This is a genomic window from Haloarcula sp. H-GB4 (assembly GCF_030848575.1).
Classification (GTDB): Archaea; Halobacteriota; Halobacteria; order Halobacteriales; family Haloarculaceae; genus Haloarcula.
Window position 1 is genome coordinate 1,120,437 of sequence record NZ_JAVDDX010000002.1, and the last position, 25,509, is coordinate 1,145,945.

Here is a 25,509-nt window from a genome sequence, read left to right on the forward strand (position 1 = left end):
TTTGCCCGAAGGCGATGCCCTGACTGCGCCGGTCCCCGCTGACACTGCGCCCTTCTCTACCGCGACTGACTTCTGACTCGGAAACTGACAGGACCTTTTATTCGGGGACGGGACGTTGGTCCAGTACGTGAGTGAGGACCCGGCCGTGGGCGACATCCTCGACCTGCTCAGTGACGAGTACGCCCGGGACATCCTCGCAGCAACGAGTGTCAAACCCATGTCCGCGAAACAGCTCGCCGACCAGTGTGAGATGTCACAACCGACCGTGTACAGACGGGTCGAGTGGCTTCAGGAGTACGGCCTCATCGAGGAACAGACCCAGATAGAGACGGGCGGCAACGACTACAGCGTGTTCGCTGCCACGCTCTCGGAGTTCTCACTGGCGCTTGCTGACGGTGATTTCGAAACCGAAATAGAGCGGGCCGAACCGCCGGCGTTCCCGGGACAGGACGAACAGGACACCGCGGACCGATTCACAAAAATGTGGGAGAATCTCTGATATGGTCGCCATAGAGACGCTCATGAACTGGCTCATCACCGCCCTGGCGTTTGGCTCGACTGTACTGGGTGGGTACGTCGGCTACCAAGCCTATCGGGGGTATCGGCGGCACAACAGCCGCGCGATGCAGTACCTCTCGCTCGGACTGTTCTGTCTCACGGCGGTAGCCTTCGTTGTCGCGTTCGCCGGCTCAGTCCTCCTTCGCCAGGGCCTGCTCCCCAGTCAGTTCCAGCAACCGCTGACACTCGTCACCCGTGCCTTCCAGTTCGTCGGCGTCCTCTTTATCGCGTACTCGCTTCACTCGCGGGAGTGAGGTTCCGGGTGGTCTGCCGGGTTGGCCACGCACTTCAACGCCGAACATCTCAAGTCTATCCGGTCGGAAGCTGTACCTATGGCACAGACGCCGGAGGGACGGCCGACAGTCCGTATCGACGGGGCTGACCCGCTATTGGTTCCATGGGACGTGGCACCCGAACAGCTCCCGTTCGATGTCGTCCGCGGGCCGGTCGCGTTCGAGTGTGCCTCCGGCGACCGGATTGAACGAAAGTACACCGGCATCAAGGTGTTCGATCTGCTGGAGGCGGCGTCGATGCCCGGCGATACGACCCACGTCCAGTTCGAATCGGCAAACGGCGACCTGGCGTGTATCCCGCTTGCCGACCTCAACGGCGCGGTCCTCGCGCTGGGCGACGGACCCGGGACTGAGCCGGGGCGACCGCGGTTCGTCTCGCCCCACGTGCTCGGCCCGCGAACCGTGAAGAACATCTGCCGACTGCGGCCGCGGACGCTCGCCGCCGGCGCTGATCGTGAAGCCTACGAGCGGCTCCCGCTGGACGGCTGACGCTGGACAGCGGGCTATTCCAGCAGGCCGATATCCTTTGCCAGACGGTCGGCGAGTTCTTCCAGTACGTCGGGGTCGACCTCGGCGACCGGGTCGCCGTCGTGAAGTTGCTCGTTGTGGCGCGCGACGGCGTCCTCGACGTCCTCGAACGCGACCGATGTCCGTGTCCCACAGGCCTCACACACGACCGGAATTTCGGGCTGGTCGGTTGTCATTGGCGGCAGTTTCGTTCGCTCCCCGATAAACGGACCGGAGCGTTCGCCAGACACGCACCCGTACTCACTCTAGAACGCTTTTCGGCCGTTTAAGATAGAACGCCTGCTCAGTGACGCGTTCGTACACCGCATACAGCGTCTCGACTGCGGCCGGGTCGGGGTCGAACTGCAGATGCGGGGCCATGTGGTACGCCTTGCAACTGGTCAGGAAGAAGTACAGCGTCCGGTGGTGGCCCGGCGTCGCGTCGATGACGCCCATCGATTGCTCGCCCAGATCGCCGGAAAAGTCGTTGAGCAGGGCCGCGATGTCGTCGTTCAGCTGCTCGTCCGGGCGGGTGAGCGGCGCACCGAGGGCCTGCTGGAGGAACTCGCTCGTCGCCCGCAGGAAGGGGTTCGAATCCATACCCGTCGGGTCCACGGCGCTGAACGCATCGTACAGGTCAAGCAGCGCAGTCAGTTCGTCGTCAGTCAACGCGATGGGTTTGACGGGGTCACCCTGCGGGAGCGAGTAGTCCGGGAAGGAGTGCGACTGCGGGTCCGGTACCTGCCCGAACACGGTATCGAGACTCATGGGGGCAGTTCGGTCGGCGGCGGCCTAACTGTTGGGTGGGAAACCCCTCCGATTCAGTCAGCCGAGACCCTCAGAAAACGGGGAATCATAGCTCACTAGCCCTGCTCGTTCAGTTGCTCGACGAGACTGATACCGTAGGTAGTCCGTAGCACCGTGCTGGCGTCGCCGGCCTCGTACACCAAGTCGTCTCTCGAACTGACGTGGTCGAGCACATCGGGCGAGGAATGCGCGGGGGCGGCGGCGATACCGGCGTCGTTCTCGTCGACCCAGCGCATCACCCGCAGGTCGCTCTTGCTGTCACCCATCACGAGCGCGAACGGGTCGTCGATGCCCAGCACGTCGAAGGCTTCCTCGACGCCGGCTGACTTGTCCAGTTCGAGGCTCACGAGTTCGGCCGCGTCGCCCTCGTAGTAGCCCAGGTCAACGCGTTTGAGGATGTCGCGGAACGCCTCGGGCGCGTCGTCGATGTCGGCATCGGTCGACAGGTCGCCAGCCTCCAGCACGGCGAGAATCTCCGGGTCACGGCTGAAGTAGGCCCGTGCGTAGCCTGCAGGGTCGTCGACCGCGGTGTCAACCTGTCCAGCGATGGCGTTGCCGACCAGCCCGCAGAGGTAGCGGAGGGACTCGTCGATGATTTCGACGGCGTTGTCGCTGCCGACCTCGGCGTTGGGTTTCAGCGTAACGTTGAATTCGTTGCCTTGGAGATGGCAGCGCTTGCCGACGGCGTCGGGGGCTTCCGAGAGGACCCGCCGGCGGACAGCCTCGAACACGTCCACGACTGCATCGTCGAGGCGTTCATACAGGAGTCGCTTGGTGTTCTGGCCGTGCTTGGGCGTGAATACCCCGTTGCCGGACTCGTAGACGATGCTCATCTGCCCGGAAGAGACGAGGTCGTTACCCAGCCCCTGTATCATGAACCCCTTAACGTTCTCCAGGGTCTGGCCGGTACAGACGACGATAGGGATGCCTGCTTCGTGAAACTGGGTCAGAAGATACAGCGTATCGCGGGGGATTTCGTTGTCGGTGTCGCCGGCCGACCGGAGCGTCTCGTCGACATCCAGCACGAGCACATTCACTGATCGGTCGTACTTCGAGTAGAGGTCGAGCGCGGTGAAGGCCTCGTCGCGGGTCAGCCGAGCTGCGATTTCCGCGTAGGTTTCGCCGGTCCCGGGAAACTCGTCAGCGATATCGGATTTGAGGGCGTCGAGGCGGTCACTGGCGGTTTCCCACTGTTCCAGCGCAACGGTCGAACTGAGCGGGGGAAACAGGTCGACGAACTCCTGATAGCCGCGCAGCGTCGTCGTGTCTACGCTCTTGTAGAGGCGGTAAAGTTGGTCGTATTGTTCCATGTCGAGGTCCACAGGATAGTGGCGACTGACGGCGAGCGTACTTTAGCTATCGGGTTTGTGGTCCTCACACACGACAAAAAACAGCTGGTTTGCCAACACCGTGACGGGGATGCGCCGCTGCTACGCCTCGTCGCCGCCGTCGGTCAGCACCTCGGTTTCGGGCGCCTCCTCGTTGAGGAAGGATGGGAGTTCCTCCTCGTCCTCGTCAGTTGCCTCGTCGTCCGTCGTCGCTTCGGTCCAGGAGCGTTCTCTGTGGTGGCACATGGGTCAACACCGTGCGAGGCTCAGGACTGTGTTGTGTTAACTATTTTCATGACTGTACTGATAGGCGCAGTCGAGGGCAGACAGTATCAAGTCGCTCCGCCCGTTAGCCGGTGGCAATCACATGCGGAGGCACGTATGACCGATATCCAGCGACTCGACGACCAGACCGTCGAACGCATCGCGGCCGGCGAGGTGGTCGAGCGGCCGGCCTCCGTCGTCAAGGAACTGGTCGAGAACGCGATCGATGCCGACGCGAGCCGGGTCGACGTGGTTGTCGAAGCCGGCGGAACCGACGGAATTCGCGTCACGGACGACGGCGTCGGGATGGATCGCGAGGCTGTCGAGACGGCCGTCAAGGAACACACCACGTCGAAGATCCGCGATATCGCAGATCTGGAAGGCGGCGTGGGAACGCTCGGATTCCGCGGCGAGGCCCTGCACGCGATCGGGGCGGTCTCACGGCTGACGATCCGGACCAGACCCCGCGGCGGCGATGTGGGAACCGAACTGGTGCTCGAAGGTGGTGACGTCACGTCAGTCGGCCCCGCCGGCTGTCCAGAGGGGACGACAATGGCGGTCGAGGACCTCTTCTATAACGTTCCGGCCCGCCGGAAATACCTCAAGCAGGAGTCAACGGAGTTTGCACACGTCAACACCGTCGTTGCCAGTTACGCGCTGGCGAACCCGGACGTGGCCGTCTCACTGACCCACGGCGACCGCGAGACGTTCTCGACGACCGGCCAGGGCGACTTGCGTGAGACGGTGATGTCTGTCTACGGCCGGGAGGTGGCCGAGTCGATGATCTCGGTCGGTGCGGGTTCAGGAGCGAACGCGGAGGGCGACAGGACGGACAGTTTCCCAGACGGACCGCTCGACGGCGTCTACGGCCTCGTGTCCCATCCCGAGACGAATCGCGCCGGTCGCGAGTACCTCTCGACGTACGTCAACAGTCGCTACGTCAGGGCCGGCACCGTCCGGGACGCCGTTATCGATGCCTACGGTACCCAGATCGCACCGGACCGCTACCCCTTCGCTGTCCTCTTTCTGGACGTTCCCGCAGGCGACGTGGACGTGAACGTCCATCCCCGGAAAATGGAGGTCCGCTTTGCCGACGACGAGGGCGTTCGGGAACAGGTTCGGACTGCAGTCGAGGATGCGCTGTTGCGGGAGGGGCTGCTGCGCTCAACAGCGCCGCGTGGCCGGTCAGCACCCGAGCAGACGGAAATAACGCCGGAATCAGATGGAACGTCCGATAGCGAGGAGCAGGCGGACTCGAACGGCCGAGATGCCGGAGACGAAGCAACAACGTCGGGACAGACGGACACCACCGCAACGGAGAATAGTGCTGAGGCACCAGCACAGGAGCCAGAGACTGCGCCTACAGCCCGACCGGATAGTACCCAGACGGAGACAGGGGATCGCCAGTCAGCCGACACAGCCCCATCAGTTCAATCAGCAGATACGAAACAGTCCTCTGAAACCAGAACAACGGACGGTACGTCAAGCGAATCTGAGACTACTCAGACGGGGGGCATCGTTTCGGGTGGAGATAGTGACGGTGGACACCCTGACGCGTCTGCAGCGGGCCAGACAGAGACAGAGCGCGGGGAGCGGAAGTTCACCGGCGGACAGGAGCAGGCACGTCTCGGCGACGAGCCGGAGGCGACCCACGAGTCGCTGCCCTCGATGCGGATTCTCGGACAGTTAGCCGACACCTACGTCGTTGCGGAGACGGACGACGGCCTCGTGCTGGTCGACCAGCACGCGGCCGACGAGCGGGTCAACTACGAACGGCTCAAGGCTAAGTTCGAAGGCGAAACGACGACACAGGCACTTGCTAACCCTGTCGAACTTGAACTGACCGCCCGCGAAGCTGAGGTGTTCGACCGGCGCAGCGACGCGCTGGCGAGTCTGGGGTTCCACACGGCACGCACAGGTGAGCGAAGCGTCGAGGTCCGGACCCTCCCGGGCGTCATCGCCGACGCGGCCGGGCCGGATATCGTCAGGGACGTGCTCGGTGCGTTCGTCGCCGGCGACGACGAAGCGGCGGCGACAGTCGAAGCGGCGGCCGACGAACTGCTCGGCGATCTGGCGTGTTACCCCTCTGTGACCGGGAACACGTCGCTGACGGAGGGGTCCGTCCGGGAGCTACTCGCCGCGCTGGACGAGTGTGAGAACCCCTACGCGTGTCCACACGGACGACCGACGGTCATTCACATTGACCGGCAAGAACTCGAAGACCGGTTCGAGCGTGATTACCCCGGGCACGGCGGTCGGCGGCGATAGCGAGGAAGGACGGCCCGTCCCCCGGCACAGCAGTCGATACAGCCGATTAAACTAAACCTCCGTCTCCCGATGCACGCGGTATGTCACTCGTAACGTTCGGTGAGACTGCTCTCAGATTTGCTCCTCCAAGCGGACAGCGGTTCGAAACAGCCCGCGAGGCGTCGATTCGGGTCGACGGGACCGCAAGCGGGGTTGCGGCGACGGCCGGCCGACTCGGGGCTGAGGCACGATGGCTATCGAAGGTCCCGGACACGCCGCTCGGGCGGCGCGTCGTCGCGGAACTCCACGAGTTTGGTCTGGAAACAGACATTGTTTGGGCAGACCCGGACGCTGGGCGGCAGGGACTCACGTTCCACGAGGACGCCGACCCACCCCGTACCGAACGGCTGCTACAGGACCGCGGCGACACCGCGATGGCAACGGTGACGCCCGGCGAGCTGCCGATGGGCGAGATACAGAACGCGGACGTGGTGTTCACGTCAGGCGCAACCCTCTCGCTCTCTGAGACCGCCGCCGACACGACGGGGGCGTTGCTCAGAGCGGCCGCAGGGATGCGGGCGTTCGACCTCGGTTTCCACCCCGGACTGTGGGACGCCGAAGATGCCCGCGAAGCACTTGCAGACCTGCTACCAGCCGTCGACACCCTCTTTGCCGCCGAAGAGCAGGTTTCCGCGGTGTTTGACACGACAGGGAGTCCACGCGAGGTCGTGCACACGCTCGCAACGGAGTACGATCTCACCCGCGTGATTCTCACTCGGAGCGAGTACGGCGCGGTGGCCTATCACGACGGCGTCATTCACGAGCAGGATGCCATCGAGACGTCCGCAGTGGACGAAGCAGGACAGCACGAGGCCTTCATCGGTGCAACGCTCCAGCAACTGGCCGCCGGTGCTGACACGGACGAAGCGCTGCTCCATGGTGTCGCGGCAGCAGCGCTGTCTCGAACAATGTCCGGACCGTTGACCCCACTCGAACCGTCTGAAGTTGAGCGGCTCGTCGATTCACAGCAGTCCAGACGGCCGTAGAGGCCAAGACTCGGACTGTTTTAACAATTGTAGCGCTGACACTGCTGGTCGGAGTCGGAGTGGTGGGGGAACAACTACTGGGTAGTCACCGGTGATACGCACCGACGTTCTGGCGATGACTGCGCTGCTCGCGGTGACTCTCCTCGCACACCGACGGCGCTAACGGGACGTTTTTCCCCACGAGGGCCGCATACCCGTACAATGACTGTTCTCGAGTCCGTTCACGAGGCCCACGAAGCGACGTTCAGGGAGGTCGGTGGTCGGCAGGTCGTCGACAACTACGGGCGACCGGAGCGGACCCACCGCGCGGTTCGGAACGTCGTCGGCGCGATGGAGTACGGCTACGGCGTCATCGTCGTCACCGGCGAGGACCGCGTCGACTACGTTGACAACGCCGTCTCGAACCGCGTGCCAGACGAGGACGGCGCAGGCTGTTACGCGCTCTTGCTTGACCCCGATGGTCGCATCGACACGGACATGTATGTGTACAACGCCGGCGAGCGCCTGCTCGTGTTCACGCCGCCCCAGAAGGCCGAGGAACTGGCCGCGGAGTGGGCGGATAAAACGTTCATTCAGGACGTCGAGTTCGAGGAAGCGACTGACGACTTCGCCGTCTTCGGCGTCCACGGGCCGAAAGCGACAGAGAAAATCGCCAGCGTCCTCCACCAGACCGGCACCCCGCCGGCACCGCTGACCTTCGAGCGGGGCGAACTCGGCGACGCAGGCGTCTCCGTCATCCGGACGGACGACCTCACTGGCGAGGAGAGCTACGACGTGGTCTGTAGCGCCGACGACGCCGAGGCTGTCTTTGACACGCTGGTCAACCGCGGGCTTAACGCCGTCCCCTTCGGCTACCAGACCTGGGAGACGCTGACCCTTGAGGCCGGGACGCCCCTGTTCGACACCGAAATCGAGGGCGCGCTCCCGAACGACCTTGGCCTGCGGAACGCCCTGGACTTCGAGAAGGGCTGTTACGTCGGTCAGGAGGTCGTCTCCCGTATCGAGAACCGGGGCCACCCCACGCAGCGATTGGTCGGTCTCGCCGTCGAGGCGTGCCCGGACCCCGGTGCTGCGGTGTTCGCCGGCGACGAGCACGTCGGCGACGTGACCCGCGCCGCACAGAGCCCGATGCGGGAAGCCCCGATTGCACTGGCGAACCTCAGCTGGGACCGACCCGACGAAGCGTTGAAAATCCGCATCGACGGTGAGCCGGTCAGCGCCCAGCAGGTCGACCTGCCCTTTATCGACGGCTCGGCGCAGTCGGCGCGGCTGCCGACCTACGAGTAGCGAGGATTACTCCAGTTCGATAGCGGCCCGCCCGCTGGTCGCACTCCTTATCCGGTCTCGCAGTTCGCTGCCCTCAACAGTAGGGACTCGAACGTCGAAGACGACCTCGGCTTCGTAGTCAGCCTCGAATTCCACGCCCGCGGATTCGAGCAGGCTCCGAACACTGCCCGAGTCGTCGTAGGCGACGGTCACAGTGAACTGCTCGTGGGGAACTTCCTCGACGACACCAGCGTCGTCAACGCCGTCCTTCACCGCTCGGGAGTACGCACTGGCGAGGCCGCCGACACCGAGGTTCGTCCCGCCGTAGTACCGCGTGACGACGGCGACAATGTTCTCAATGTCACGCTGCTGGAGGACGTTCAGCGCGGGGTCGCCGGCGCTGCCGCTTGGTTCGCCATCGTCACTGGAATACTCCCGGAAGGGATCGGATCGGACGCGGTAGGCGGGGACGTTGTGGGTCGCGTCGGCGTACTCCTCTCCGACGGCGTCGACGAACGCCTCGGCGTCTTCGACGGTTGTCGCTGGGGCGACGTGGCCGATGAACTCCGAACCCCGCACCTCGAAGCGCGCCTCGCCGCGGCCCGGAACGGTCCGATAGCTGTCCGTCACGGGCCGGCGTACGCCCGGCGGCGGAATAGCGTTTGTCGTTCGCTCCCTGCGTGTGGCATAAAATCAGTCCGCCTCGTCGCCAGCCTGTCGCGACCCCCAGACCCTTTTTTCCAGCAGTTTGACCCGCATTCCGTCTCGAACCTGCAGCTGACAGGAGAGCCGGGGGTAGCCAAATCGGTCGGCGAGGTCGTCGTGCCAGTGATCGGGATCAGGCGGTTCGGCGAGACGGACGCCGCAAGTGGCACAGATGCCGCGGCCGCCGCAGTTGACTCGCTTGGCGTAGCGGCCGTGTGGCGAGAGGTCGGCATCGAGAAGCACATCACGGAGGACAGCCCCACGCTCGGCGGTGAGTTCGTGGGTCTCGCCGGTAGGCGTCTCGACGGTGAGCGTTGCCGGCATTATGCTAGTTCGATAGTCCGAACGAACGCCAGTCGACGGATTTCGTTGATGAGGTCGCCGGGGAGTTCCTCGTCGGTGATGACGTACAGTTTCGGTTCATCGGTGAACTCAGGGTCTTCGCTCAGGACCTGCCGGATAGAGATACCGTGGTTGGCAATAGCCGACGTGACAGTCGAAACAATGCCGGACTCGTCGGCGGCCCGGACGGTGACAGTCACCGCGTGCAAGTCGAGCACCGGCGCGAGGTCAAGCAGGCTCGGCACAGAGGAGATATTTCGGAAGATACGCCGCAGGTCGTCGTCGGCGAGAATCGCGTCCGTCGTGGCGTTGACTACCCGGCGGTCGACGTCGGCCTCGCGGGCGATACCCGTGTTCGGGATCTCGATGCCGCCGGAGACGACGCGGCCGTCCTCGTTGACCGAGAACCCCCGTTCCAGCAACAAGCGGATGACGTCCTGCTGGCCGGGAGAGTCCTCGAATTTCTGCATAATCTCATCGAACATACGGAGTGGTGGACGTGAGGCCACTAATCGGTGCCGGCAGCAGTTGAAATAGGGGCGGGCCCGCGTTGCAGTCGACTATAGCTCGCCTTTCGTACTCGCCACGTCGGACCGGCGCTCGTCGATCCGGGTTGCGTCGTCAAGCGCCCGGGCCAGGCCCTTGAACAGCGCCTCTATCTCGTGGTGGGCGTTCTCGCCGTCGACACCGCAGTGCAGCGTTAGCCCGGCGTTCATCGCCAGCGAGCGACAGAAATGCTGGGCCATGTGGCTGGTCATCCCGCCGACAGAAGCCTGTGAGAACTCGCCGTCGAACGCGAAGTACGGGCGGCCGGAGATATCGACGACGACGCTCGCAACGGCCTCGTCAAGCGGGACCTTGCAGTCGGCGAATCGGCGGATGCCGCGCTTATCGTCCAGCGCCTCGGTAAACGCCTCGCCGAGCGTGATGGCGACATCCTCGACGGTGTGGTGGTCGTCGATGTCCAGATCGCCGTCACACTGCACGGTCAGGTCGAACAGCCCGTGCGTCGAGAACGAGTCGAGCATGTGGTCGAAAAAGCCGATGCCGGTGTCGATGGTGCTGTCGCCGTCGCCGTCAACGTCAAGCGTGACCTCGATGTCTGTCTCGGCCGTCGTCCGCGTGACGGCTGCCGTCCGGTCAGTCATACTTCACACGTATCAGGCCGCGTATTTGTGGATTGCGTCCGGTCACTCGGTCTGTTCGTCGAGCAGCGCCAGCAATCGGTCGGTCACCGCCGGCGCGTGCTCGACGAAACAGCAGTGTCGGCCCTCGACGGCCTCCCCAGTGCCACGGGGGAGGTCGGCCGAAAGCGACCGTGCGGCCTCCGGCGACACGACGGGGTCGTCCAGCCCATAGTACACCTCGGCAGGCTGGGTGATTTCGTACAGCGGTGGCGCGTCGAAGGTCGTCATTGCGTTGGCCTGCGCATCGCGGGCCTCTCCGGTCGCATCCTCGTCGGCGCGCCAGTCCGCAATTCGCTCCATGAGGTCCGGGTCGTGTTCGCGGAACGCCGACGAAAACGCGCCGTCGAGCGACGACGGGGCATCGAGTGCAAGCGCGTCGAGTGCGTCCCGCTCAATCGCATCGCCAGATCCGGCCGTGCAGTACAGCGTCAGCGAGCGGGCGCGGCTGTACTGGTGGGCATACTGGAGCGCGACCATCCCGCCGAGGCCGGCCCCGACGAGGTGAGCACTCCCGACGCCGTGATCGGCCAGCATGGCTTCGAGGTCGGCGGCCAGCGTTTCCACATCGTATGGTCCCGCGGGCGCGTCCGACCGGCCGGTCCCGCGGAGGTCCCACACCACCGTCTCGTATGGGCCGGCGATAGCGTCGTAGTGCCAGCCCCAGAGCCACGCGCCGTACCCCACGTCGTTGATGAATACGACGGTCGGGCCGTCGCCGTCGGCTTCGTAGTAGAGAGACACGTCACGGTTGCGTGCGGTCGGCATTGGCTGTCGGTTCCTTCGCCGATGGTGTGTCTCTTTCGGTGAGTAGGTCTTTAGCGCTGGCTGTCGAAGGACCGCCAGTCCTGTGTCCGGAGCAGAATCACTTATCGGCGCCGTCGTGTTGGTCGTGAGTCTGGGGGTCGCCGCGCAACTGGTCGGCGACTGGCTCCAGATCCCGAGCGTCGCGTTCCTGCTAGTCGCCGGTGTCCTCGTCGGCCCGCAGGCGTTCGGGCTGGTCGACCCCGCAATATTCGGGCAGGCCGGGTTACAGGCTATCGTCGGCCTCAGCGTCGGTATCATCGTCTTCGAGGGGGCGTTCCACCTCACTATCGAGCGAGTCCGTGAAGCGTCCAGAGAGTCGCTTGGACTGGTGACAATCGGCGCGTTCGTCTCGCTTGTCGGAACCGCCATCGCCGTCAAAATCGTGTTCGAGACGACATGGCCGGTCGCCATCCTCGTCGGGAGCCTGCTTATCGCCACCGGGCCGACGGTCATCACGCCAATCATGCAGGTGGTTCCGGTGCGGGACCGGGTCGCCGCGGCGCTTGAGACTGAGGGTATCATTAACGATGTGACCGCTGCCATCCTTGCGGTAGCGACGTTCGAGTTCGTCATCGCGAGCCAGTCCTCGCCGGTGGTCGTCATTGAAGCGTTCGTCGCCCGACTGGCTGTCGGCCACGTCGTCGGCATCGCCGTCGGCGGCGGCACCGCACTACTGCTCCAGCGGTGGCACCTGTCGGCGGACAATGCCCTCCAGAACGCCCGGGTCGTGGTCCTGACCGCGGCGCTGCTAGCGTACGCGCTCGGGAGTATGTGGCTCTCTGAGGCTGGTATTGCAGCCGCCGCCGTTTCCGGTATCATACTTGGAAACGCCGATATCCCTCACGAAGAAGCGATCGCTGAATTCAAAGGCGGTATTACGCTGTTTGTGCTCTCGTTCGTGTTCATCGTGCTCGCGGCGCAGCTCTCACTCGGTGACCTGCGTGCGCTTGGTGTCGGCGGGCTCGTCGTCGTCATCGTCGTCGCTGCGCTCGTCCGCCCGCTTGGCGTGTTCCTCTCGACACTGGGTGGCCGACTGACCGTTCGAGAGCGGATGTTCGTTGGCGGGATGGGGCCACGCGGTATCGTCCCGGCCAGCGTCGCCACGCTGTTTGCCATCGAACTGCGTCCCGAGAACCCTGAAGCTGCGACGGTCCTCGTCGGAACTGTCTTTCTCGTTATTTTCGCGACCGTCATGTTTCAAGGCGGGCTGGCCCGTCACTTCGCGCAAGCGCTTGATATCCTTCCCATGCAAACACTCATTGTCGGTGGCGGTCGTGTCGGCCGGGAACTGGCAGTACGGTATGAGTCACGCGGTGAGGAGGTCGTCCTCATCGACAGCCACGAGGACACCGTCGAGCGGACCCGAGCCAACGGCCACCGCGTCGTCCACGGGGACGCGACGAACGCGAACGTCCTCGAAGAAGCAGGGGCGAACCGGGCGTCCGTTGTCGTTGCTGCGACCGCGGACGACGACGTGAACTTGCTCGTGGCACAGCTGGCGACAACCCGATTCGACGTCGACACCGTGGTCGCCAGAGCGAACCAGCCGGACAACGTCGAGGCCTTCGAGGATCTTGACGTCGAGACGATATCCGCCGGCTTCGCCGTCGCCGACGCAATCGACGACGCGGTCGAGCGACCGGCGCTGGCCCACTGGCTGTCGGACTCCGGCCGAACGGGGGACGTACTGGAGGTCGAACTCAGGAACAAGTCGCTGATCGACCGGACGATAGAGGAGACCGCTGACAAACTCCCGGACGGCTGTCTGGTCGCAATGGTGAGCCGCAACGGAACGGATAGAGTCCCCGACAGCGATTTCCGACTCGCGAGTGGCGATCACTTGACGCTCGTTTGCGAGACCAACGAGGCGATGCAGGACGCCAGAAGACTATTTCAGGGCGGCTAGCCGGACGGCGCGTACCGCTCAGCGCAGTTCGTCGAGCGAGACGGTCGCCGACCGGTCCGCAGTGACCCACTCGGTCACGGACTGCTGGCGATCCGAGGGGAAGATCGTCAGCTCTGAGGGGTTCTCAGGGTCGTCGTACAGGTAGTCCAGTTCGAACTCCGGCGTTTCGTTCAGATCAGTGTCCGACAGGGGTGACGTGGTAGCACTCATTATTCAGGTAGCGTGGGTAGCACTGCAGTTTGTACACAGTTCGTCGGGAGCACGGCCGCTGGCAGCGGGCACACTGGTCCCACACCGCCGACACGTCCGTTGTGACCGAATGTACTCGGTATGAGACCGAATGTGTGCGATGTCACGTTCTCCGCGCATATCTGCTATAGATGGGCAGTTACTAAAAATACTTTTGGAAACTCATCCAGATATACCTAATACAAGTAAATGTAATTGTATCTGTTGGGGGTATTCGGCGCGTTCGGGCAGAATATTGAGTCCCAATCGGACAACTGTCCGAAGTAACGGAGCGAGAGACAAAGTCGGCGGCGAGAGAAAACAGGGACGGTTCAGGCGTTCGCGACAGTTCGGAGGATCTCCGGTGCGTCGTCTAGCGCGTCGTCCAGCGCGTCCGCATCGGGGCCGCCGCCCTGTGCGAAGTCCGGCGGGCCGCCGCCGCCGCCGCCGACGCGACCGGCGAGTTCGCCGACGACTTCACCGGCGTCGACATCGACGCCGTCTGGCACTGAGACGACGAACTGCGCACCGTCGAGTCCCGAGCCAAGCACCGCGATGTTACCCTGCTCGACGATAGCGTTCGCCTGCGCGCGGAGTTCATCCATGTCGGCGTCGATGCGCCCGACGACGGCGGTCGCATCGCCCACGTCGACTTCCTCGTTGTCGCTGCCGCCGCTGGCACGGGCCTCAGCGAGTTGTTCTTTGAGTTGTTCGATCTCCTTGCCACGGGCTTTCCACTCGTCGAAGAACCGCTCGGCAGTCTCCGGGACAGAATCGGGCGCGACGTCAAGGATATCCGCGGCTTCGGTGAGCGCGTCCTCGGTGCGCTGGGTGGCCTCGATGGCCGCGTTGCCCGCCGCGAACGTCAGGCGGATGACGCCGTCCTGAATCCGCTCGGTGTTCAGGAGCTTGACAGCCCCGATATCGCCCGTTCGGGCGACGTGGGTGCCACCACAGGCCTGTACGTCGTCGCCGACGGTGATGAGGCGGATCTGCTCGCCGGCCGGAATTCCACCCTGATAGAGGTCGAAGCCGTACCGTTCCTCGGCATCGTTGCGGTCGGGCCATTCCTGCGAGACGGTGATGTTGTCCTGAATGATGTCGTTTGCGAGGCGTTCAATCTCCTTGACTTCCTCGCGACTCACCGACTCGTAGTGGCGGATGTCGATGCGGGCTGAGTCGGTGCCTTTCTGCGCACCGGCCTGTCTGACGTGCTCGCCGAGTACCTGCCGGGCGCTGTGGATGACAATGTGGGTCGCCGTGTGGTGTTGCATCAGGCGTTGGCGACGGGTCGCGTCGACCTGCCCGCGGACGAACTCGCCCTTGCCGGGGTCGTCGTCGCAGGTGTGGACGATAACGTCGCCGTACTGCTGGACATCGGTCACCTCGGCAGAGACGTCGTCGGTCGACAGCGTCCCCTTGTCCGGCGGCTGGCCACCACCTTCGGGGTAGAACATCGTCTGATCGAGCACCACGTCGTAGGTGTCCTCATCGCGGTCGAAGACCTCGAGAACGACGGCCTCGAACTCGGTCCGCTGCTGGTCTTCATAGTAGAGTCGGTCGGTCTCCGGCAGTTCTTCGAGTCGGTCCTCGTAAGGGGTCTGTGACTCGTCGGTGGCGGTGTCGTCGCCGCCGTGGCGCTGGGCGACAACCGCATAGAAGTCGTCGGGCACGTCGACCGCGACGCCTTTCTCAGCGGCAATCTCTTCGACCATGTCCGGCTGGATGCCGTGGGAGTCGTACAGTTCGACCAGTTCCGACGTCGGAATCGGCTCGCCCTTTTCCGCGTACTCGTCGGCTAGCTGGCGGACGCGCCGGCCACCGCGGTCCAGCGTCTCGCGATACTTCTCGACCTCAGTGCGGACGATATCGCGGATGGTGTCGCGGTTCTCGTAGTCAAGCCGCTCGGCCTGCATGTCGACGAGTTCGTCAAGCGGCGCGTCGACACCGACGCCGTCGACCAGTCGCTTCGTCCGGCGCAGCACCATCCGGGCCAGATAGCCCGTCCCAACGTTCGACGGGACGATGCCGTCGCCGAGCATATACGCAAGCGTCCGGCAGTGGTCGGCGATGGCGTAGATGTCCTCAAGCGGGGCCATCAGGTCTCGCATCTCCTCGACCTCAACACCGACCTCGGCGGCGATGGTGTCGCGTTCGGCTTCGATGTCTTCGGCCTCGTCGATATCCATCCGGCCAGCCAGTTTCGCGGCCTCGTGGACGATGCGCTCTTCCTCGTCGGTGAGTTCGATGCCGGCGTTGTCCTTGAGGAAGGCGATCATATCGGGGTAGACGGCCTCGTACACCGTCGGCGTCCCCTGGCTCATCCAGGTCCAGCGTTCGAGCCCGTAGCCGGTGTCGACGATGTAGGTATCCATCGGCGAGTACCGATTGCCGTCTTTCATCTCGTATTCGCCCTCAGGGTCCTGCTCCATGGACATGAAGACGAGCGTCGCGAGTTCGGCCCCGCGATAGATGACCTCGATGGCCGGACCGGCGTTGCCGCCGCCGACCCACGGGTCCTCGATGTAGACGATTTCGTCTAGATTTGCCCCCATTTCCTCGAACAGTTCGTCACAGTACCGGACAGTTTCGTCTTTCCAGTACACTTCGCCCTCGTAGGCGTACTGCTCGGGGTCTTCGATGTCCTCACGCGCGTTGAACGCGTGGTGGGCCATCATTTCGAAGGCCATCGTGTGCCGGCCGGTCTTCCCGACATTGTCGATGTCCTGCATCCGGATACAGGGCTGGCTGATACACAGCGGGTTCGCCGGCGGCGGCGTCGTTCCCGACGTGACCAGCGGCTGGAAGTCGTAGATAGATGCCTGGGTCAACAACACATCGTCGCGCCAGCGATTCGCTGCCACCGGGTACGGATCGATGCGGTCGTGGTCACGGTCCTCGAAAAAGGAGAGGAACGCCTCGCGCATCTCCGTCAGCGAGTGGGACTCGTCGAAGCCGGGGTTGTCGATGAAGTCGTACTCCGCACACGGCGGTTCGCCGCAGGTCTCGCGCTTGACACGGGACCAGAACATATCGCCACAGGAGGCACACTCCTGTCTGTGGAAGCCTTCCTCTTCGAAGTAGTCGAGTTGGTAGGCCTCATCGAGGTCGCTCATTGGTGTTCAGTTGGCCCACGTTCGCCTAAAACTGTTCCGAAGGGGCCGGCGGTATCCTTGGCCGTCAGAGCGTGACTGAGGATTCCCCGGAAAGGGTCTTCGGCACGACGACTTCCTCGGTCGTCATCCCGCCCGCTGGCGAGGTAATACGCAGTGTCGCAGTCTCGCCTTCTGGCAGTTCCTCACCGAATGGCACAGCGCTAACGGAGTTATCGGCACCGAGGTCAAGCGTTATTCTGAACCGGTCTTCAACGTCGTTGAGCACTGGTTGGGAGCCGTCGTTATCCTGCACGGTCGAAACAGCGAAACGACCATCTGGGTTACCGTCTGCGCCGCCAGCCGCAAGCTGGTAGTACGACCCGCTCGGGCCAATCCACTGGATCGTTGTCTTGTCTAGATCAACGTTACTTGCTCCTGGCGCTCGCCTGACAACGATATCAACCACGCCGACTTCGCTGTTACTGGTGAAGTGATCGCCGGTCATGCCAACGACCTGAATTCGGTTCGTCGTCGAATCGCTAGACTGCTGGCCCGTCGCCTGCGCAGAATTCTGCAGGAACCCCGCAGTGTTGATGAGTACGCCCGCTGCGATTGCCGCGACCAGCACCATCGCGATAAACACGATGAGCGTCCCGATCCCGACCTGTCCGCGGTCCTCGCTCGTCCCCTGCGTAGATGGTCGTAAACGTTGCATTTCAGTTGTTGATACTATTAGACTCCTTTCATCATAAAGCTCACCTGCCAGTTATCAGGTGTGAGAAATTGGAGTGGCGCGGTATGAGACCCTTACTCGTCCTGTGCGAGCGAGGCCAGCATCGCTTCGAGTTGCACGCGCTCGTTCGCACCGCGGGTGATCCGATAATCGGTTTCGCCGATGCGTTCGAGCACCCGGACGGCTGCCGCATCGTCGATATCGAACTCCCAGATAGAACGGTGCAGTTGGTCGATGATGTCGCCGCCGGCGATGCCCTCCTCAGTCAGCAGTCTATCGAGGGTTGCCCGGGAGGCGGTAAAGTCGCCGTCTAGCGCCGACTGGACCATCGTGCGTATCTCTTCCGGACGGGCTGTCGAAGTGATAGCGTACACCGCCGATTCATCGACTGTGTCGCCGCTGACCGATGCGGCTTGCAAGCCGTTGATAGCTTTCCGCATATCCCCGTCGGCGGCGTAGATGAGCGCGTCCAGTCCGTCTTCGGTCAGTTCGATGTCCTCTTCGGCAGCGATGTTTCGGATTTCCTCGGCAACGGCATCGTCTGCCAGCGGCGAGAACCGGAAGACTGCACAGCGGGACTGAATCGGGTCGATGATTTGGCTGGAGTAGTTACACGAGAGAATAAAGCGAACGTTGTTCGAGAACTGCTCCATCGTCCGGCGCAGCGCCGACTGTGCGTCGCTGGTCAGCGCGTCGGCCTCGTCAAGGAAAATAATACGGTACTCGACGCCGCCGAAGCTCGTCCGAGCAAAGTTCTTGATGCGGTCCCGGACCACGTCGATACCACGCTCGTCGGAGGCGTTCAGTTCGAGAAAGTGCTCGCGCCAGTCATCGCCGTACAGTTCGCGGGCGATAGCCGTCGCACACGTGGTCTTCCCTGTCCCCGCGGGGCCCGAAAACAGCATGTGGCTCAGGTCGTTACGCGAGACGTAGCTCTTGAGCCGCCCGACGATGTTCTCGTGGCCCATCACGTCGTCGAGCGTCTGCGGGCGGTACTTCTCGATCCAGACCTCCTCGCGTCCCGCCCGCGACTCGGACTCGGCCTCACTCATGGACGATTGGAAGCGTGGGCCGGTCTTAAACCCCGCGAGAGTCGACAGTCTCAGGTACGTCGGTGGAGTACGGCCGGGTATGCACGTCACCGTCGAAATCGCCGGCGAAGACACCCACAAACTGGAGGTGGACGCGGACGCGACATACGGCGATCTGCTCGCACCGGTCGATCTGAGTCCCCACGAGGTATCGGTCCTCGTCGACGGCGAGCACGTGCCGACGGACCAACCAGTCGAGCACGACCACGTTCGGGTCGTCAGGCTCATCAAAGGCGGATGAGCCGCTGAACAGCGACCCCACAGCTATGCACGTCCGAACAGCGACCCCCGACGAAGTGCCAGCGGTGATGAACGTCCTCGACGGGGCGGTCCTCTCGATCGACGTCGAGACCGTCCGAGCGGGTGCTGAAGACGGGAGCACACTCATCGCAGTGTCCGGTGACAACGAGACGGATGGGCGCGTTCTCGGCGCACTCGTACTCGACGGAACGCACATCGAGGCCGTCGCTGTCCGTCGCCGTCGTCGCGGCCAGGGCATCGGGACGGCGCTCGTCGAGGCCGCACTCGACCGGCGAGACCGACTCACCGCCGAGTTTGACACCGACGTTCAACCGTTCTACGAGGCGCTGGGGTTCGACACCGACCCGCTGGACGAACCAGACCGCTACCGTGGCAAGCGTGAGTAGGAGCGGCAATTCCGCAGAACTGTTCCCACAGCGTCGTAACATTTTTTATATGGTTTCGAGAACGGTTTTAAGACAATGGCAGCAACTGTCCCTGAAAACGCAGTCGAGGCGAGGAGCGACCGGTTCGTCGCATACCTCATCGATTTCGCCATCCTGAGCGCCGTCGCGTTCGGGTTGTGGCTCGTCACGTTCGTTCTCAACACGGTCCTCTCAGTAGGCGCGATGGCCGCCACTACTCCTGGGGATCCGGGCGCGATGGGCGGTGGATCGATGCTGGCTGCAGGGCTCTTGGGGATCGTCATCAACTTCGCCCTGTGGATCGCGATCGGTGCGGTACTCGTCTACTACTTCGGGTACTACGCGATGGACAACGAAACGGTCGGGAAGCGATCACAGGACGTCGCCGTCGTCGATGAAACTGGTTCGCCGCCGAGCCAGCGTGACCGACTGATCCGAACGGCAGTGCTGCTCGCCCCGTTCCCGATTATGCTCCTTCTTGGCGGAATTCTCGGTGGGTTCGGGTTCGTCTTCGCACTCGTTCTCATGATCGGCTGGCTCCTCATCGAAGCGGCCGTTATGTTCGTGAGCGACGACGCACAGCGCCTCGGCGACCGCGTGGCCGGCACGTACGTCGTCAGCGCAACCAAGTGAAGTCAGACCAGCGGTTCGACCAGATTACGACCTGCCTCTAACAGGTCCTCGACGCGTTCCGCGCTCGATGCTTCGGCGTAGACGCGGAGTTTCGGCTCTGTCCCGGAGGGCCGCACCAGCACCCACGTCCCGTCTTCAAGCCTAATTTTGAACCCATCGACCGTGTTGATTCCGTCGACGGCGACCCCCGCCAGTGTGTCGGGAAGTGCGGTTTCGAGGTCGTCGAGGACTGGCTCCTTTCGGTCGTCCGGGCAATCAACGCTGATCCGGTTCTGGTGGATTTCGCCGTGTTCGTCCAGCACTCGGTTGACACGGGCATCAAGCGGTTCCTCGCGCTCGGCGGCGGCGGCGACCAGCGCCACCAGCACGCCGTCCTTGTTCCGCAGGTGGTCCGGCAGGCCGAAGCCGCCCGATTCCTCGCCGCCGAACAGCGCGTCGTGCTCGGCCATCGCCTCGGCGACCCACTTGAAGCCGACGGCGACCTCGTGGACATCCTGTCCGTGGGCCTCGGCGACGCGGTCGACGATACTGGAGGTCGAGACCGTTCGGACCACGTCGCCCGTCCTGTCCTCGAGCAGGAAGTCGTACATCGCGGCGAAAAACAGGTTGGGATCCAGATAGCCCCGCTTGGGTGTGACGACACCGATGCGGTCGGCGTCGCCGTCGTTGATAATCCCGAGTGCGGCGTCGCCCTCGCTGACTTCGCTGACGAGTCCCTCAGCGTTCTCCGCCGATGGCTCGGGCGACCCGCCGCCGAACTCAGGGTCCTGTACGCAGTTGAGACGAGTCACATCGGCCCCGGCCGCTTCAAGCAGGGCGTCGGTGACGCCGCGGCCGCTGCCGTACAGCGCGTCGTACGCGACTGACAGGCCATCGAGGTCAGTGTCGACGAAGTCCAGCGCGTGGTCATGGAACGGGCTGATGAGGTCTTCTTCCGTTCGCTCGCCCCACTCGTCTTCGGGGAGTGGGTCGAGGACAGCGAGGTTCTCCTCAAAGGCGGCTGTCCAGTCGGGCAGCGCTGGCGACCCGTCGCCGGGGATGAATTTCACGCCGTTGTACTCCGGCGGGTTGTGGCTGGCCGTGATCTGAAGCGCCCCGGCCAGCCCGCGGTCTTTTACAGTCCAGGCGACAATCGGCGTCGGCGTGTCTCGGTCCGGCAAGAGTACGTCAAAACCGTTCGCACGCAGGACGTGTGCGAGTTCGTCGGCGAACCCGGGCGATGTCTCGCGGGCGTCGTACCCGATTGCGACGGTTCCAGTCGCCCCGCGCTCGGCGAGCGTCGTGGCGACGGCCTGCCCCACCATCCGAACCCGCGGCTTCGTGAACACGTCCAGCGTCGCCCGCCAGCCGTCCGTCCCGAAGGCGATTGCACCTGCGTCAGCATCCGCGTTGTTAGCCATAGCCCGCGGTTCTCAGCCCCCAGACAAAAAGTCACGCCTCATCGATGAACTGTCAGTTCCCTGGTATCGACAGCGAGGGGAGGGCGGTGGCTCAGATATCGAATGCCACTTCGGCGTCGCTGGATTCGACGAGCCGTTCCTTCTCCGCTCTGGAGTACTGCTTGATCTCGTACTCACGGCTCATCGCATCGGACTGCGAGTCAAACGACTCGACATGGATTAGTTCGACCGGGGTTCGGCCGCGAGTGTACTTCGCGCCGTCGCCGGCATCGTGCTCGCGGACGCGGCGTTCTACATCGGTCGTGTAGCCAGTGTAAAACGTGTTGTCGCTACAACGGAGGACGTACACGTGGTAAGGGCTCCGCGCGGTAGTCATCGCACGATGCTGGTGGCCCAGTGGGCCTCACACTTGTTGGGCGCGCTCTCTCGATACCTCGGCAATGCCAGCGTTTGCCGAGCAGTTCGGACACGCCCGGATATGTCCACGTTCATCCGCGAACACTCGGGCGAACTGGTCTGAGACGTGCGCGCCGCAATGATCACATTCAGGCATCGTGTTCGTCGGCGACACCACCGCCGACGTATACGCGTACGCGCGTTGTTCTCATAGCTCTTTACCCAAATACTTGGGTATACCTGCGGCCGGCGAGGGTGGTTATTCCCGCGCATTGTCGAGCTGTCTGGCGATTAGGCCGGCCTGCGTTCCGGCAGTGAAGCCAGCGTCGATATTCACGACAGAGAGGGCTGTGCAGGACTGTAGCAGCCCCGAAAGGGCTGCCTCACCCTCGCCGCCGTGGCCGTAGCCGGTCGAGACGGGCAGACCGATGACCGGCACGTCGACGAGACCGGCGACGACCGTCGGGAGCGCACCCTCGCGGCCCGCCGCGACGATAAGCACGTCCTGCTCCCGGAGGCCATCAACCGCATCGATCGTCCGAGCGAGGCTCGCAACGCCAACGTCGTCGATACGGGTCACAGTTGCGCCCATCTCCTCGACAATGAGCGCGGCCTCACCGGCCGGAACTGCATCGGATGTCCCGGCGGTGACGATACCCACTGACGCGTCCAGCGACGGACGTTCGAACGCGGGCGTTGTCGCCACCAGCCAGTTCGAGCGGTCGTCCCAGCGAACTGTTGCGTCCGGAGCCGTCTTGTCTAATCGCTCCCGAACGGCCGTTGCAGTGGACGTATCGAGTCGTGTCACGATAGCCCGGTCCGTCGTTTCGATAGCTGTCGCCGCCAGGTCCGCCACTTCCGTCGGTGTCTTCCCATCCGCGAGGACTGCTTCGGGAACGCCCGCACGATCCTCCCGGGCAGCGTCGAACCGGCCGGCCCCGCTGGTCGCGTAGCCCGAAAGCGCCGCCTCGGCTTCCGTCGGGGAGAGGTCGCCCGCCGCAACCGAATCGAGTATATCGCGCATAGAGTCCATTCAGTGGTACGGCCACTCCTATCCGTCGGTCCGGGACAGGCGTATCGCTCGAATCAGGGTCGGATTTAGTGGGAGCGCGCGTGAGCGACGCTCGGCCGGTGTAACGCGACAGTAGCCATCTGAGTCAGGCCGAAGGACGTATACTGATGGATTCATTCGGACACAATCACGGATTTATATGGGGTTATGTGTCGTATAACGCCTCAAACTGCCGGTAATAGGGTCGAGAGCGAACTAATTGGAGAAAGTATATAAGTAACCCCCGTCGATACCTCGTCTGTATGGCAGACCTAATCGTCAAAGCCGCCGTTAAGGAAGAGCTCAACGACATGAACGTAGCGTCCGACTTCTACGACGCACTCGACGAGGAAGTCGAGGAGCTGCTTCAGGACGCAGCCCGACGAGCTGACGAGAACGACCGGAAGACGGTCCAGCCGCGCGACCTGTAAGGTCGTTTCAAGCAGCGTATTTTTTGACGCAAACCGACCAGCGACAGCTATTCCGAAAGCGCTCGGACGGTGACGCCGTCAGCAGTGCCAACGTGGATCTCGTCAGCCATATCCACGAACAGCCCGTGCTCGACGACCCCGGGGAGCGCAGCGAGGTCGCTGGCGAGCGGGGCGGGGTCGCCTATAGAATTGAAGTCACAGTCGAGTACGAGGTTTCCGTTGTCGGTGACGACGGGGCCGTCCTTGCGTTCCGCCCGCCGAAGCGACGGGTCACCGCCAAGGTCTTCGACCGCCGTTGCGACCGTCGATCGGGCCACCGGGAGCACTTCGACGGGGACAGGGTGTGAGAGTACGTCCGCCTCCTTCGTCGGGTCGGCGACGACGAGGAAGCGGTCAGCACTCGCGTCGACGATTTTCTCCTGAGCGTGCGCCGCGCCACCGCCTTTGATCAGATTACCGCCGGCTACCTCGTCGGCCCCGTCGATGGCGAGGTCGACCGACACGTCATCGAGGTCCCCCAGCGGGATGCCACAGTCCTTGGCCAGCTGACGGGATTGAAACGACGTGGGGACGCCGACAACATCAAGTCCGGCGTCGACCGCCCGTCCGATAGCACGGATAGCGTGGGCTGCTGTCGACCCCGTGCCGAGGCCGACAGCCATGCCATCTTCAACTGCCTCGGCTGCCGATTCCCCCGCTGCCTGTTTCGCCGCGTCGGAGCCGCCCTGTTTCATATGCGGTGGGTCGACAGACGCGGACAAAACGTTTGTTCTCCCAGCCGCAAGCGCCCGTATGACCGACTGCACGTACTGTGGCTGTCCGGTCGAGGCCCACGACCCGGTGTTCCTCAGCGATTCGCCCGAGGGAGAGCCGACAGCACAGTTTTGCAACTACGGCTGCCTCTCGGCTCACATCGACGAGGCAGACCTGACGACCGGCACGGCCTGTGAGTGGTCACCGACGCGGTAGCGGCACGGCGTCGGCACTGCCAGCCCGCAGTACCTGTCCGATGCCGGATGGATTTTAGGGGCGGCCCGACCCAGAGGGCAGTAATGACACAGTTCGGAACGAGCGGGATTCGGGGTCCCGTCGGCGAGACGGTTACAGCCGAGTTGGCGCTCTCAGTGGGGCGAGCGCTTGGCATCGACTGCGAGCGGGTGGTCGTGGGCCGGGACCCGCGAGCGAGCGGCGAGTACCTGCAAGCGGCGCTGGTGGCCGGGCTCCGGGAGAGCGGCGTCGACGTGATCGACCTTGGCGGCGCGGCGACACCGACTATCGGACGAGCGGTGGCGTGGCAGGACGCCGACGCCGGTGTCACAGTGACGGCGAGTCACAACCCGCCAGAAGACAACGGTATCAAACTCTGGCAGCCCAGCGGGCAGGCCTTCGACGCGGACCTCCGGGCGACGATTGAACAGCGACTGGACGAAGATGCGTTCCAGCCAGCGGCGTGGGACGAGAGCGGTAGCCTAGCGTCCCGGGATGTCAGCCAGCGTCACGTCGACACGCTACTCTCGGAAATCGGCGAACAGGACCTCGACAGCCACGTCATTGTCGATCTCGGCAACGGCGCGGGCCGGGTCAGCGTCGACGCGCTCTCGGCGCTGGGCTGTTCTGTCGAGACGCTCAACGGCCAGCCCGACGGCGCGTTTCCCGGTCGTCCCTCGGAGCCGAAAGCCGAGAACTGCGAGTCGCTTTCGACGCTAGTGGCTGAATCCGATGCCGACCTCGGCATCGCACACGATGGCGACGCCGACCGGATGCGGGCGGTCGCGGCCGACGGGACCTTCCTTTCCGGCGACGTGTTACTGGCCGTGTTCGCCCGTACTGCAGCGTCACCGGGCGAGCGGGTCGCTGTCCCGGTCGATACGAGCCTCGCCGTCGAGGACCACCTCAACGACATCGACGTGTCTGTCGAGTACACCCCGGTTGGGGATGTGTACGTCGCCGAGGCCGCAAGCGCCGAGGGTGTCGCCTTCGGCGGCGAGCCAAGCGGTGCGTGGATCTGGCCCGAGCGAACGCTGTGTCCGGACGGTCCGCTAGCGGCCTGTACCGCCGCAGCATTGGACAGCGAGCGCCCGCTGGGCGACCGCGCCGCCGACGTGCCGGAGTACCCCATCCGCCGGGACAGCGTCGAAACCGACGAGAAGGAGACCGTGATGGACCGCGTTCGAGAGACAGTGACCGATGCCTACGACGACGTGACGACGCTCGACGGCGTCCGTGTCGACCTCGGCGACGCGTGGTTCCTCCTGCGGGCCAGCGGAACCCAGCCACTCGTTCGGATCACCGCCGAAGCCCGCGATCCAGACCGTGCTGACGCGGTGTTCGAGGAGGCACAGACACGCCTGACAGACGCGCTATAGTAGCCATTGAAAATCAATACACACCCGATCACACGACGGCAGTGCGATCGGTGTGTAAATCGTTTCAACTGTTACTATAGTATAGAGCCTGAAACAAGGATCACGGCAAAACAGCGGTTGATAGCGAGTTCGACCGGGGAGGAAAGCGTCCCCGCAACCA

The 25,509-nt window shown here is 63.8% G+C and carries 30 protein-coding genes; 13 read left to right on the forward strand and 17 right to left on the reverse strand.

What is annotated here, in order from left to right:
• Positions 1–127: 127 nt before the first annotated feature.
• From RBH20_RS14335 to RBH20_RS14345, 3 genes are all read left to right on the forward strand, one after another.
• Entirely contained in the window at positions 128–499 is a 372-nt protein-coding gene (locus tag RBH20_RS14335) for a helix-turn-helix domain-containing protein (protein WP_049909028.1), read from the forward strand.
• 1 nt (position 500) lies between these two features.
• Positions 501–812, forward strand: a complete 312-nt coding sequence (locus tag RBH20_RS14340) for a hypothetical protein (protein ID WP_306709744.1) — start codon at positions 501–503, stop codon at positions 810–812.
• A gap of 78 nt (positions 813–890) precedes the next feature.
• Positions 891–1,340, forward strand: coding sequence for a hypothetical protein (locus tag RBH20_RS14345; protein ID WP_306709746.1), 450 nt, complete (start codon positions 891–893; stop codon positions 1,338–1,340).
• Positions 1,341–1,354: 14 nt separating this feature from the next.
• Here RBH20_RS14345 and RBH20_RS14350 read toward each other — a convergent pair whose 3' ends face one another.
• From RBH20_RS14350 to RBH20_RS14365, 4 genes are all read right to left on the reverse strand, one after another.
• Positions 1,355–1,555: a hypothetical protein gene (locus tag RBH20_RS14350; RefSeq protein ID WP_004959541.1), complete on the reverse strand. Its 201-nt coding sequence runs from the start codon at positions 1,553–1,555 to the stop codon at positions 1,355–1,357.
• Positions 1,556–1,619: 64 nt separating this feature from the next.
• The gene (locus RBH20_RS14355; RefSeq protein ID WP_306709749.1) at positions 1,620–2,126 is read right to left on the reverse strand and encodes a hypothetical protein; all 507 of its coding nucleotides are present in this window, start codon (positions 2,124–2,126) and stop codon (positions 1,620–1,622) included.
• Between the two features lie 95 nt (positions 2,127–2,221).
• A complete protein-coding gene (locus RBH20_RS14360) occupies positions 2,222–3,487 on the reverse strand; it encodes an HAD family hydrolase (RefSeq protein WP_306709752.1) in 1,266 nt (421 codons plus the stop codon).
• Between the two features lie 108 nt (positions 3,488–3,595).
• The gene (locus RBH20_RS14365) at positions 3,596–3,739 is read right to left on the reverse strand and encodes a hypothetical protein (RefSeq protein WP_306709754.1); all 144 of its coding nucleotides are present in this window, start codon (positions 3,737–3,739) and stop codon (positions 3,596–3,598) included.
• Positions 3,740–3,874: 135 nt separating this feature from the next.
• On the opposite strand from RBH20_RS14365, the gene mutL reads away from it, so the two are divergent.
• The 3 genes from mutL to RBH20_RS14380 all read left to right on the forward strand — a co-directional run bounded on the left by mutL (position 3,875) and on the right by RBH20_RS14380 (position 8,337).
• The gene (mutL, locus tag RBH20_RS14370; protein WP_306709756.1) at positions 3,875–6,025 is read left to right on the forward strand and encodes a DNA mismatch repair endonuclease MutL; all 2,151 of its coding nucleotides are present in this window, start codon (positions 3,875–3,877) and stop codon (positions 6,023–6,025) included.
• A gap of 80 nt (positions 6,026–6,105) precedes the next feature.
• Positions 6,106–7,050, forward strand: a complete 945-nt coding sequence (locus RBH20_RS14375; RefSeq protein WP_306709758.1) for a sugar kinase — start codon at positions 6,106–6,108, stop codon at positions 7,048–7,050.
• Positions 7,051–7,251: 201 nt separating this feature from the next.
• Complete coding sequence (locus tag RBH20_RS14380; RefSeq protein WP_306709761.1) at positions 7,252–8,337, forward strand: aminomethyltransferase family protein; 1,086 nt, start codon at positions 7,252–7,254, stop codon at positions 8,335–8,337.
• A 6-nt stretch (positions 8,338–8,343) separates the two neighbouring features.
• Here RBH20_RS14380 and RBH20_RS14385 read toward each other — a convergent pair whose 3' ends face one another.
• From RBH20_RS14385 to RBH20_RS14405, 5 genes are all read right to left on the reverse strand, one after another.
• On the reverse strand, positions 8,344–8,946 hold the full coding sequence (locus RBH20_RS14385; RefSeq protein ID WP_306709763.1) for a YigZ family protein: 603 nt from the start codon (positions 8,944–8,946) through the stop codon (positions 8,344–8,346).
• A 63-nt stretch (positions 8,947–9,009) separates the two neighbouring features.
• The gene (locus RBH20_RS14390; protein ID WP_306709766.1) at positions 9,010–9,345 is read right to left on the reverse strand and encodes a 2Fe-2S iron-sulfur cluster binding domain-containing protein; all 336 of its coding nucleotides are present in this window, start codon (positions 9,343–9,345) and stop codon (positions 9,010–9,012) included.
• Complete coding sequence (locus tag RBH20_RS14395) at positions 9,345–9,848, reverse strand: ACT domain-containing protein (RefSeq protein WP_306709768.1); 504 nt, start codon at positions 9,846–9,848, stop codon at positions 9,345–9,347. Before RBH20_RS14395 ends, RBH20_RS14390 begins: the two co-directional genes overlap by 1 nt.
• A gap of 75 nt (positions 9,849–9,923) precedes the next feature.
• Positions 9,924–10,511 carry an imidazoleglycerol-phosphate dehydratase HisB gene (gene hisB, locus RBH20_RS14400; protein ID WP_306709770.1) on the reverse strand — a complete coding sequence of 196 codons (588 nt, stop codon included), beginning with the start codon at positions 10,509–10,511 and terminating at the stop codon, positions 9,924–9,926.
• A gap of 42 nt (positions 10,512–10,553) precedes the next feature.
• Positions 10,554–11,315 carry an alpha/beta fold hydrolase gene (locus tag RBH20_RS14405; protein ID WP_306709772.1) on the reverse strand — a complete coding sequence of 254 codons (762 nt, stop codon included), beginning with the start codon at positions 11,313–11,315 and terminating at the stop codon, positions 10,554–10,556.
• 82 nt (positions 11,316–11,397) lie between these two features.
• On the opposite strand from RBH20_RS14405, the gene RBH20_RS14410 reads away from it, so the two are divergent.
• Positions 11,398–13,260 carry a cation:proton antiporter gene (locus RBH20_RS14410; protein ID WP_306709774.1) on the forward strand — a complete coding sequence of 621 codons (1,863 nt, stop codon included), beginning with the start codon at positions 11,398–11,400 and terminating at the stop codon, positions 13,258–13,260.
• Positions 13,261–13,278: 18 nt separating this feature from the next.
• On the opposite strand, the gene RBH20_RS14415 is transcribed toward RBH20_RS14410, so the two are convergent.
• From RBH20_RS14415 to RBH20_RS14430, 4 genes are all read right to left on the reverse strand, one after another.
• A complete protein-coding gene (locus RBH20_RS14415; RefSeq protein ID WP_306709776.1) occupies positions 13,279–13,470 on the reverse strand; it encodes a hypothetical protein in 192 nt (63 codons plus the stop codon).
• Between the two features lie 350 nt (positions 13,471–13,820).
• Positions 13,821–16,604, reverse strand: coding sequence for an alanine--tRNA ligase (gene alaS, locus RBH20_RS14420; protein ID WP_306709778.1), 2,784 nt, complete (start codon positions 16,602–16,604; stop codon positions 13,821–13,823).
• 64 nt (positions 16,605–16,668) lie between these two features.
• On the reverse strand, positions 16,669–17,298 hold the full coding sequence (locus tag RBH20_RS14425; RefSeq protein WP_306709780.1) for an archaellin/type IV pilin N-terminal domain-containing protein: 630 nt from the start codon (positions 17,296–17,298) through the stop codon (positions 16,669–16,671).
• Between the two features lie 92 nt (positions 17,299–17,390).
• A complete protein-coding gene (locus RBH20_RS14430) occupies positions 17,391–18,368 on the reverse strand; it encodes a replication factor C small subunit (protein WP_306709782.1) in 978 nt (325 codons plus the stop codon).
• Between the two features lie 79 nt (positions 18,369–18,447).
• Between RBH20_RS14430 and RBH20_RS14435 the strand changes: the two genes are divergently transcribed.
• The 3 genes from RBH20_RS14435 to RBH20_RS14445 all read left to right on the forward strand — a co-directional run bounded on the left by RBH20_RS14435 (position 18,448) and on the right by RBH20_RS14445 (position 19,705).
• Entirely contained in the window at positions 18,448–18,648 is a 201-nt protein-coding gene (locus RBH20_RS14435) for a ubiquitin-like small modifier protein 2 (RefSeq protein WP_306709783.1), read from the forward strand.
• Positions 18,649–18,673: 25 nt separating this feature from the next.
• Complete coding sequence (locus tag RBH20_RS14440) at positions 18,674–19,054, forward strand: GNAT family N-acetyltransferase (RefSeq protein ID WP_306709785.1); 381 nt, start codon at positions 18,674–18,676, stop codon at positions 19,052–19,054.
• A gap of 75 nt (positions 19,055–19,129) precedes the next feature.
• Positions 19,130–19,705 (forward strand): RDD family protein, encoded by a 576-nt coding sequence (locus tag RBH20_RS14445; RefSeq protein ID WP_306709787.1) that lies wholly within the window; start codon positions 19,130–19,132, stop codon positions 19,703–19,705.
• A 2-nt stretch (positions 19,706–19,707) separates the two neighbouring features.
• Here the strand turns inward: RBH20_RS14445 and RBH20_RS14450 are convergent, their stop codons facing one another.
• From RBH20_RS14450 to larB, 3 genes are all read right to left on the reverse strand, one after another.
• A complete protein-coding gene (locus RBH20_RS14450) occupies positions 19,708–21,105 on the reverse strand; it encodes a phosphoglucomutase/phosphomannomutase family protein (protein ID WP_306709789.1) in 1,398 nt (465 codons plus the stop codon).
• A 91-nt stretch (positions 21,106–21,196) separates the two neighbouring features.
• The gene (locus RBH20_RS14455) at positions 21,197–21,481 is read right to left on the reverse strand and encodes a GIY-YIG nuclease family protein (RefSeq protein WP_174789919.1); all 285 of its coding nucleotides are present in this window, start codon (positions 21,479–21,481) and stop codon (positions 21,197–21,199) included.
• Positions 21,482–21,760: 279 nt separating this feature from the next.
• Positions 21,761–22,525, reverse strand: a complete 765-nt coding sequence (gene larB, locus RBH20_RS14460) for a nickel pincer cofactor biosynthesis protein LarB (RefSeq protein ID WP_306709791.1) — start codon at positions 22,523–22,525, stop codon at positions 21,761–21,763.
• Between the two features lie 290 nt (positions 22,526–22,815).
• Here larB and RBH20_RS14465 point away from each other — a divergent pair, with 290 nt between their 5' ends.
• Positions 22,816–22,983 (forward strand): hypothetical protein, encoded by a 168-nt coding sequence (locus tag RBH20_RS14465; RefSeq protein WP_004517708.1) that lies wholly within the window; start codon positions 22,816–22,818, stop codon positions 22,981–22,983.
• Positions 22,984–23,030: 47 nt separating this feature from the next.
• Here RBH20_RS14465 and rpiA read toward each other — a convergent pair whose 3' ends face one another.
• Positions 23,031–23,717 carry a ribose-5-phosphate isomerase RpiA gene (rpiA, locus tag RBH20_RS14470; protein ID WP_306709797.1) on the reverse strand — a complete coding sequence of 229 codons (687 nt, stop codon included), beginning with the start codon at positions 23,715–23,717 and terminating at the stop codon, positions 23,031–23,033.
• Positions 23,718–23,775: 58 nt separating this feature from the next.
• Here rpiA and RBH20_RS14475 point away from each other — a divergent pair, with 58 nt between their 5' ends.
• Positions 23,776–23,952: a hypothetical protein gene (locus RBH20_RS14475; RefSeq protein ID WP_373567960.1), complete on the forward strand. Its 177-nt coding sequence runs from the start codon at positions 23,776–23,778 to the stop codon at positions 23,950–23,952.
• A gap of 83 nt (positions 23,953–24,035) precedes the next feature.
• A complete protein-coding gene (gene glmM, locus RBH20_RS14480) occupies positions 24,036–25,349 on the forward strand; it encodes a phosphoglucosamine mutase (RefSeq protein ID WP_306709800.1) in 1,314 nt (437 codons plus the stop codon).
• Positions 25,350–25,509 lie beyond the last annotated feature (160 nt).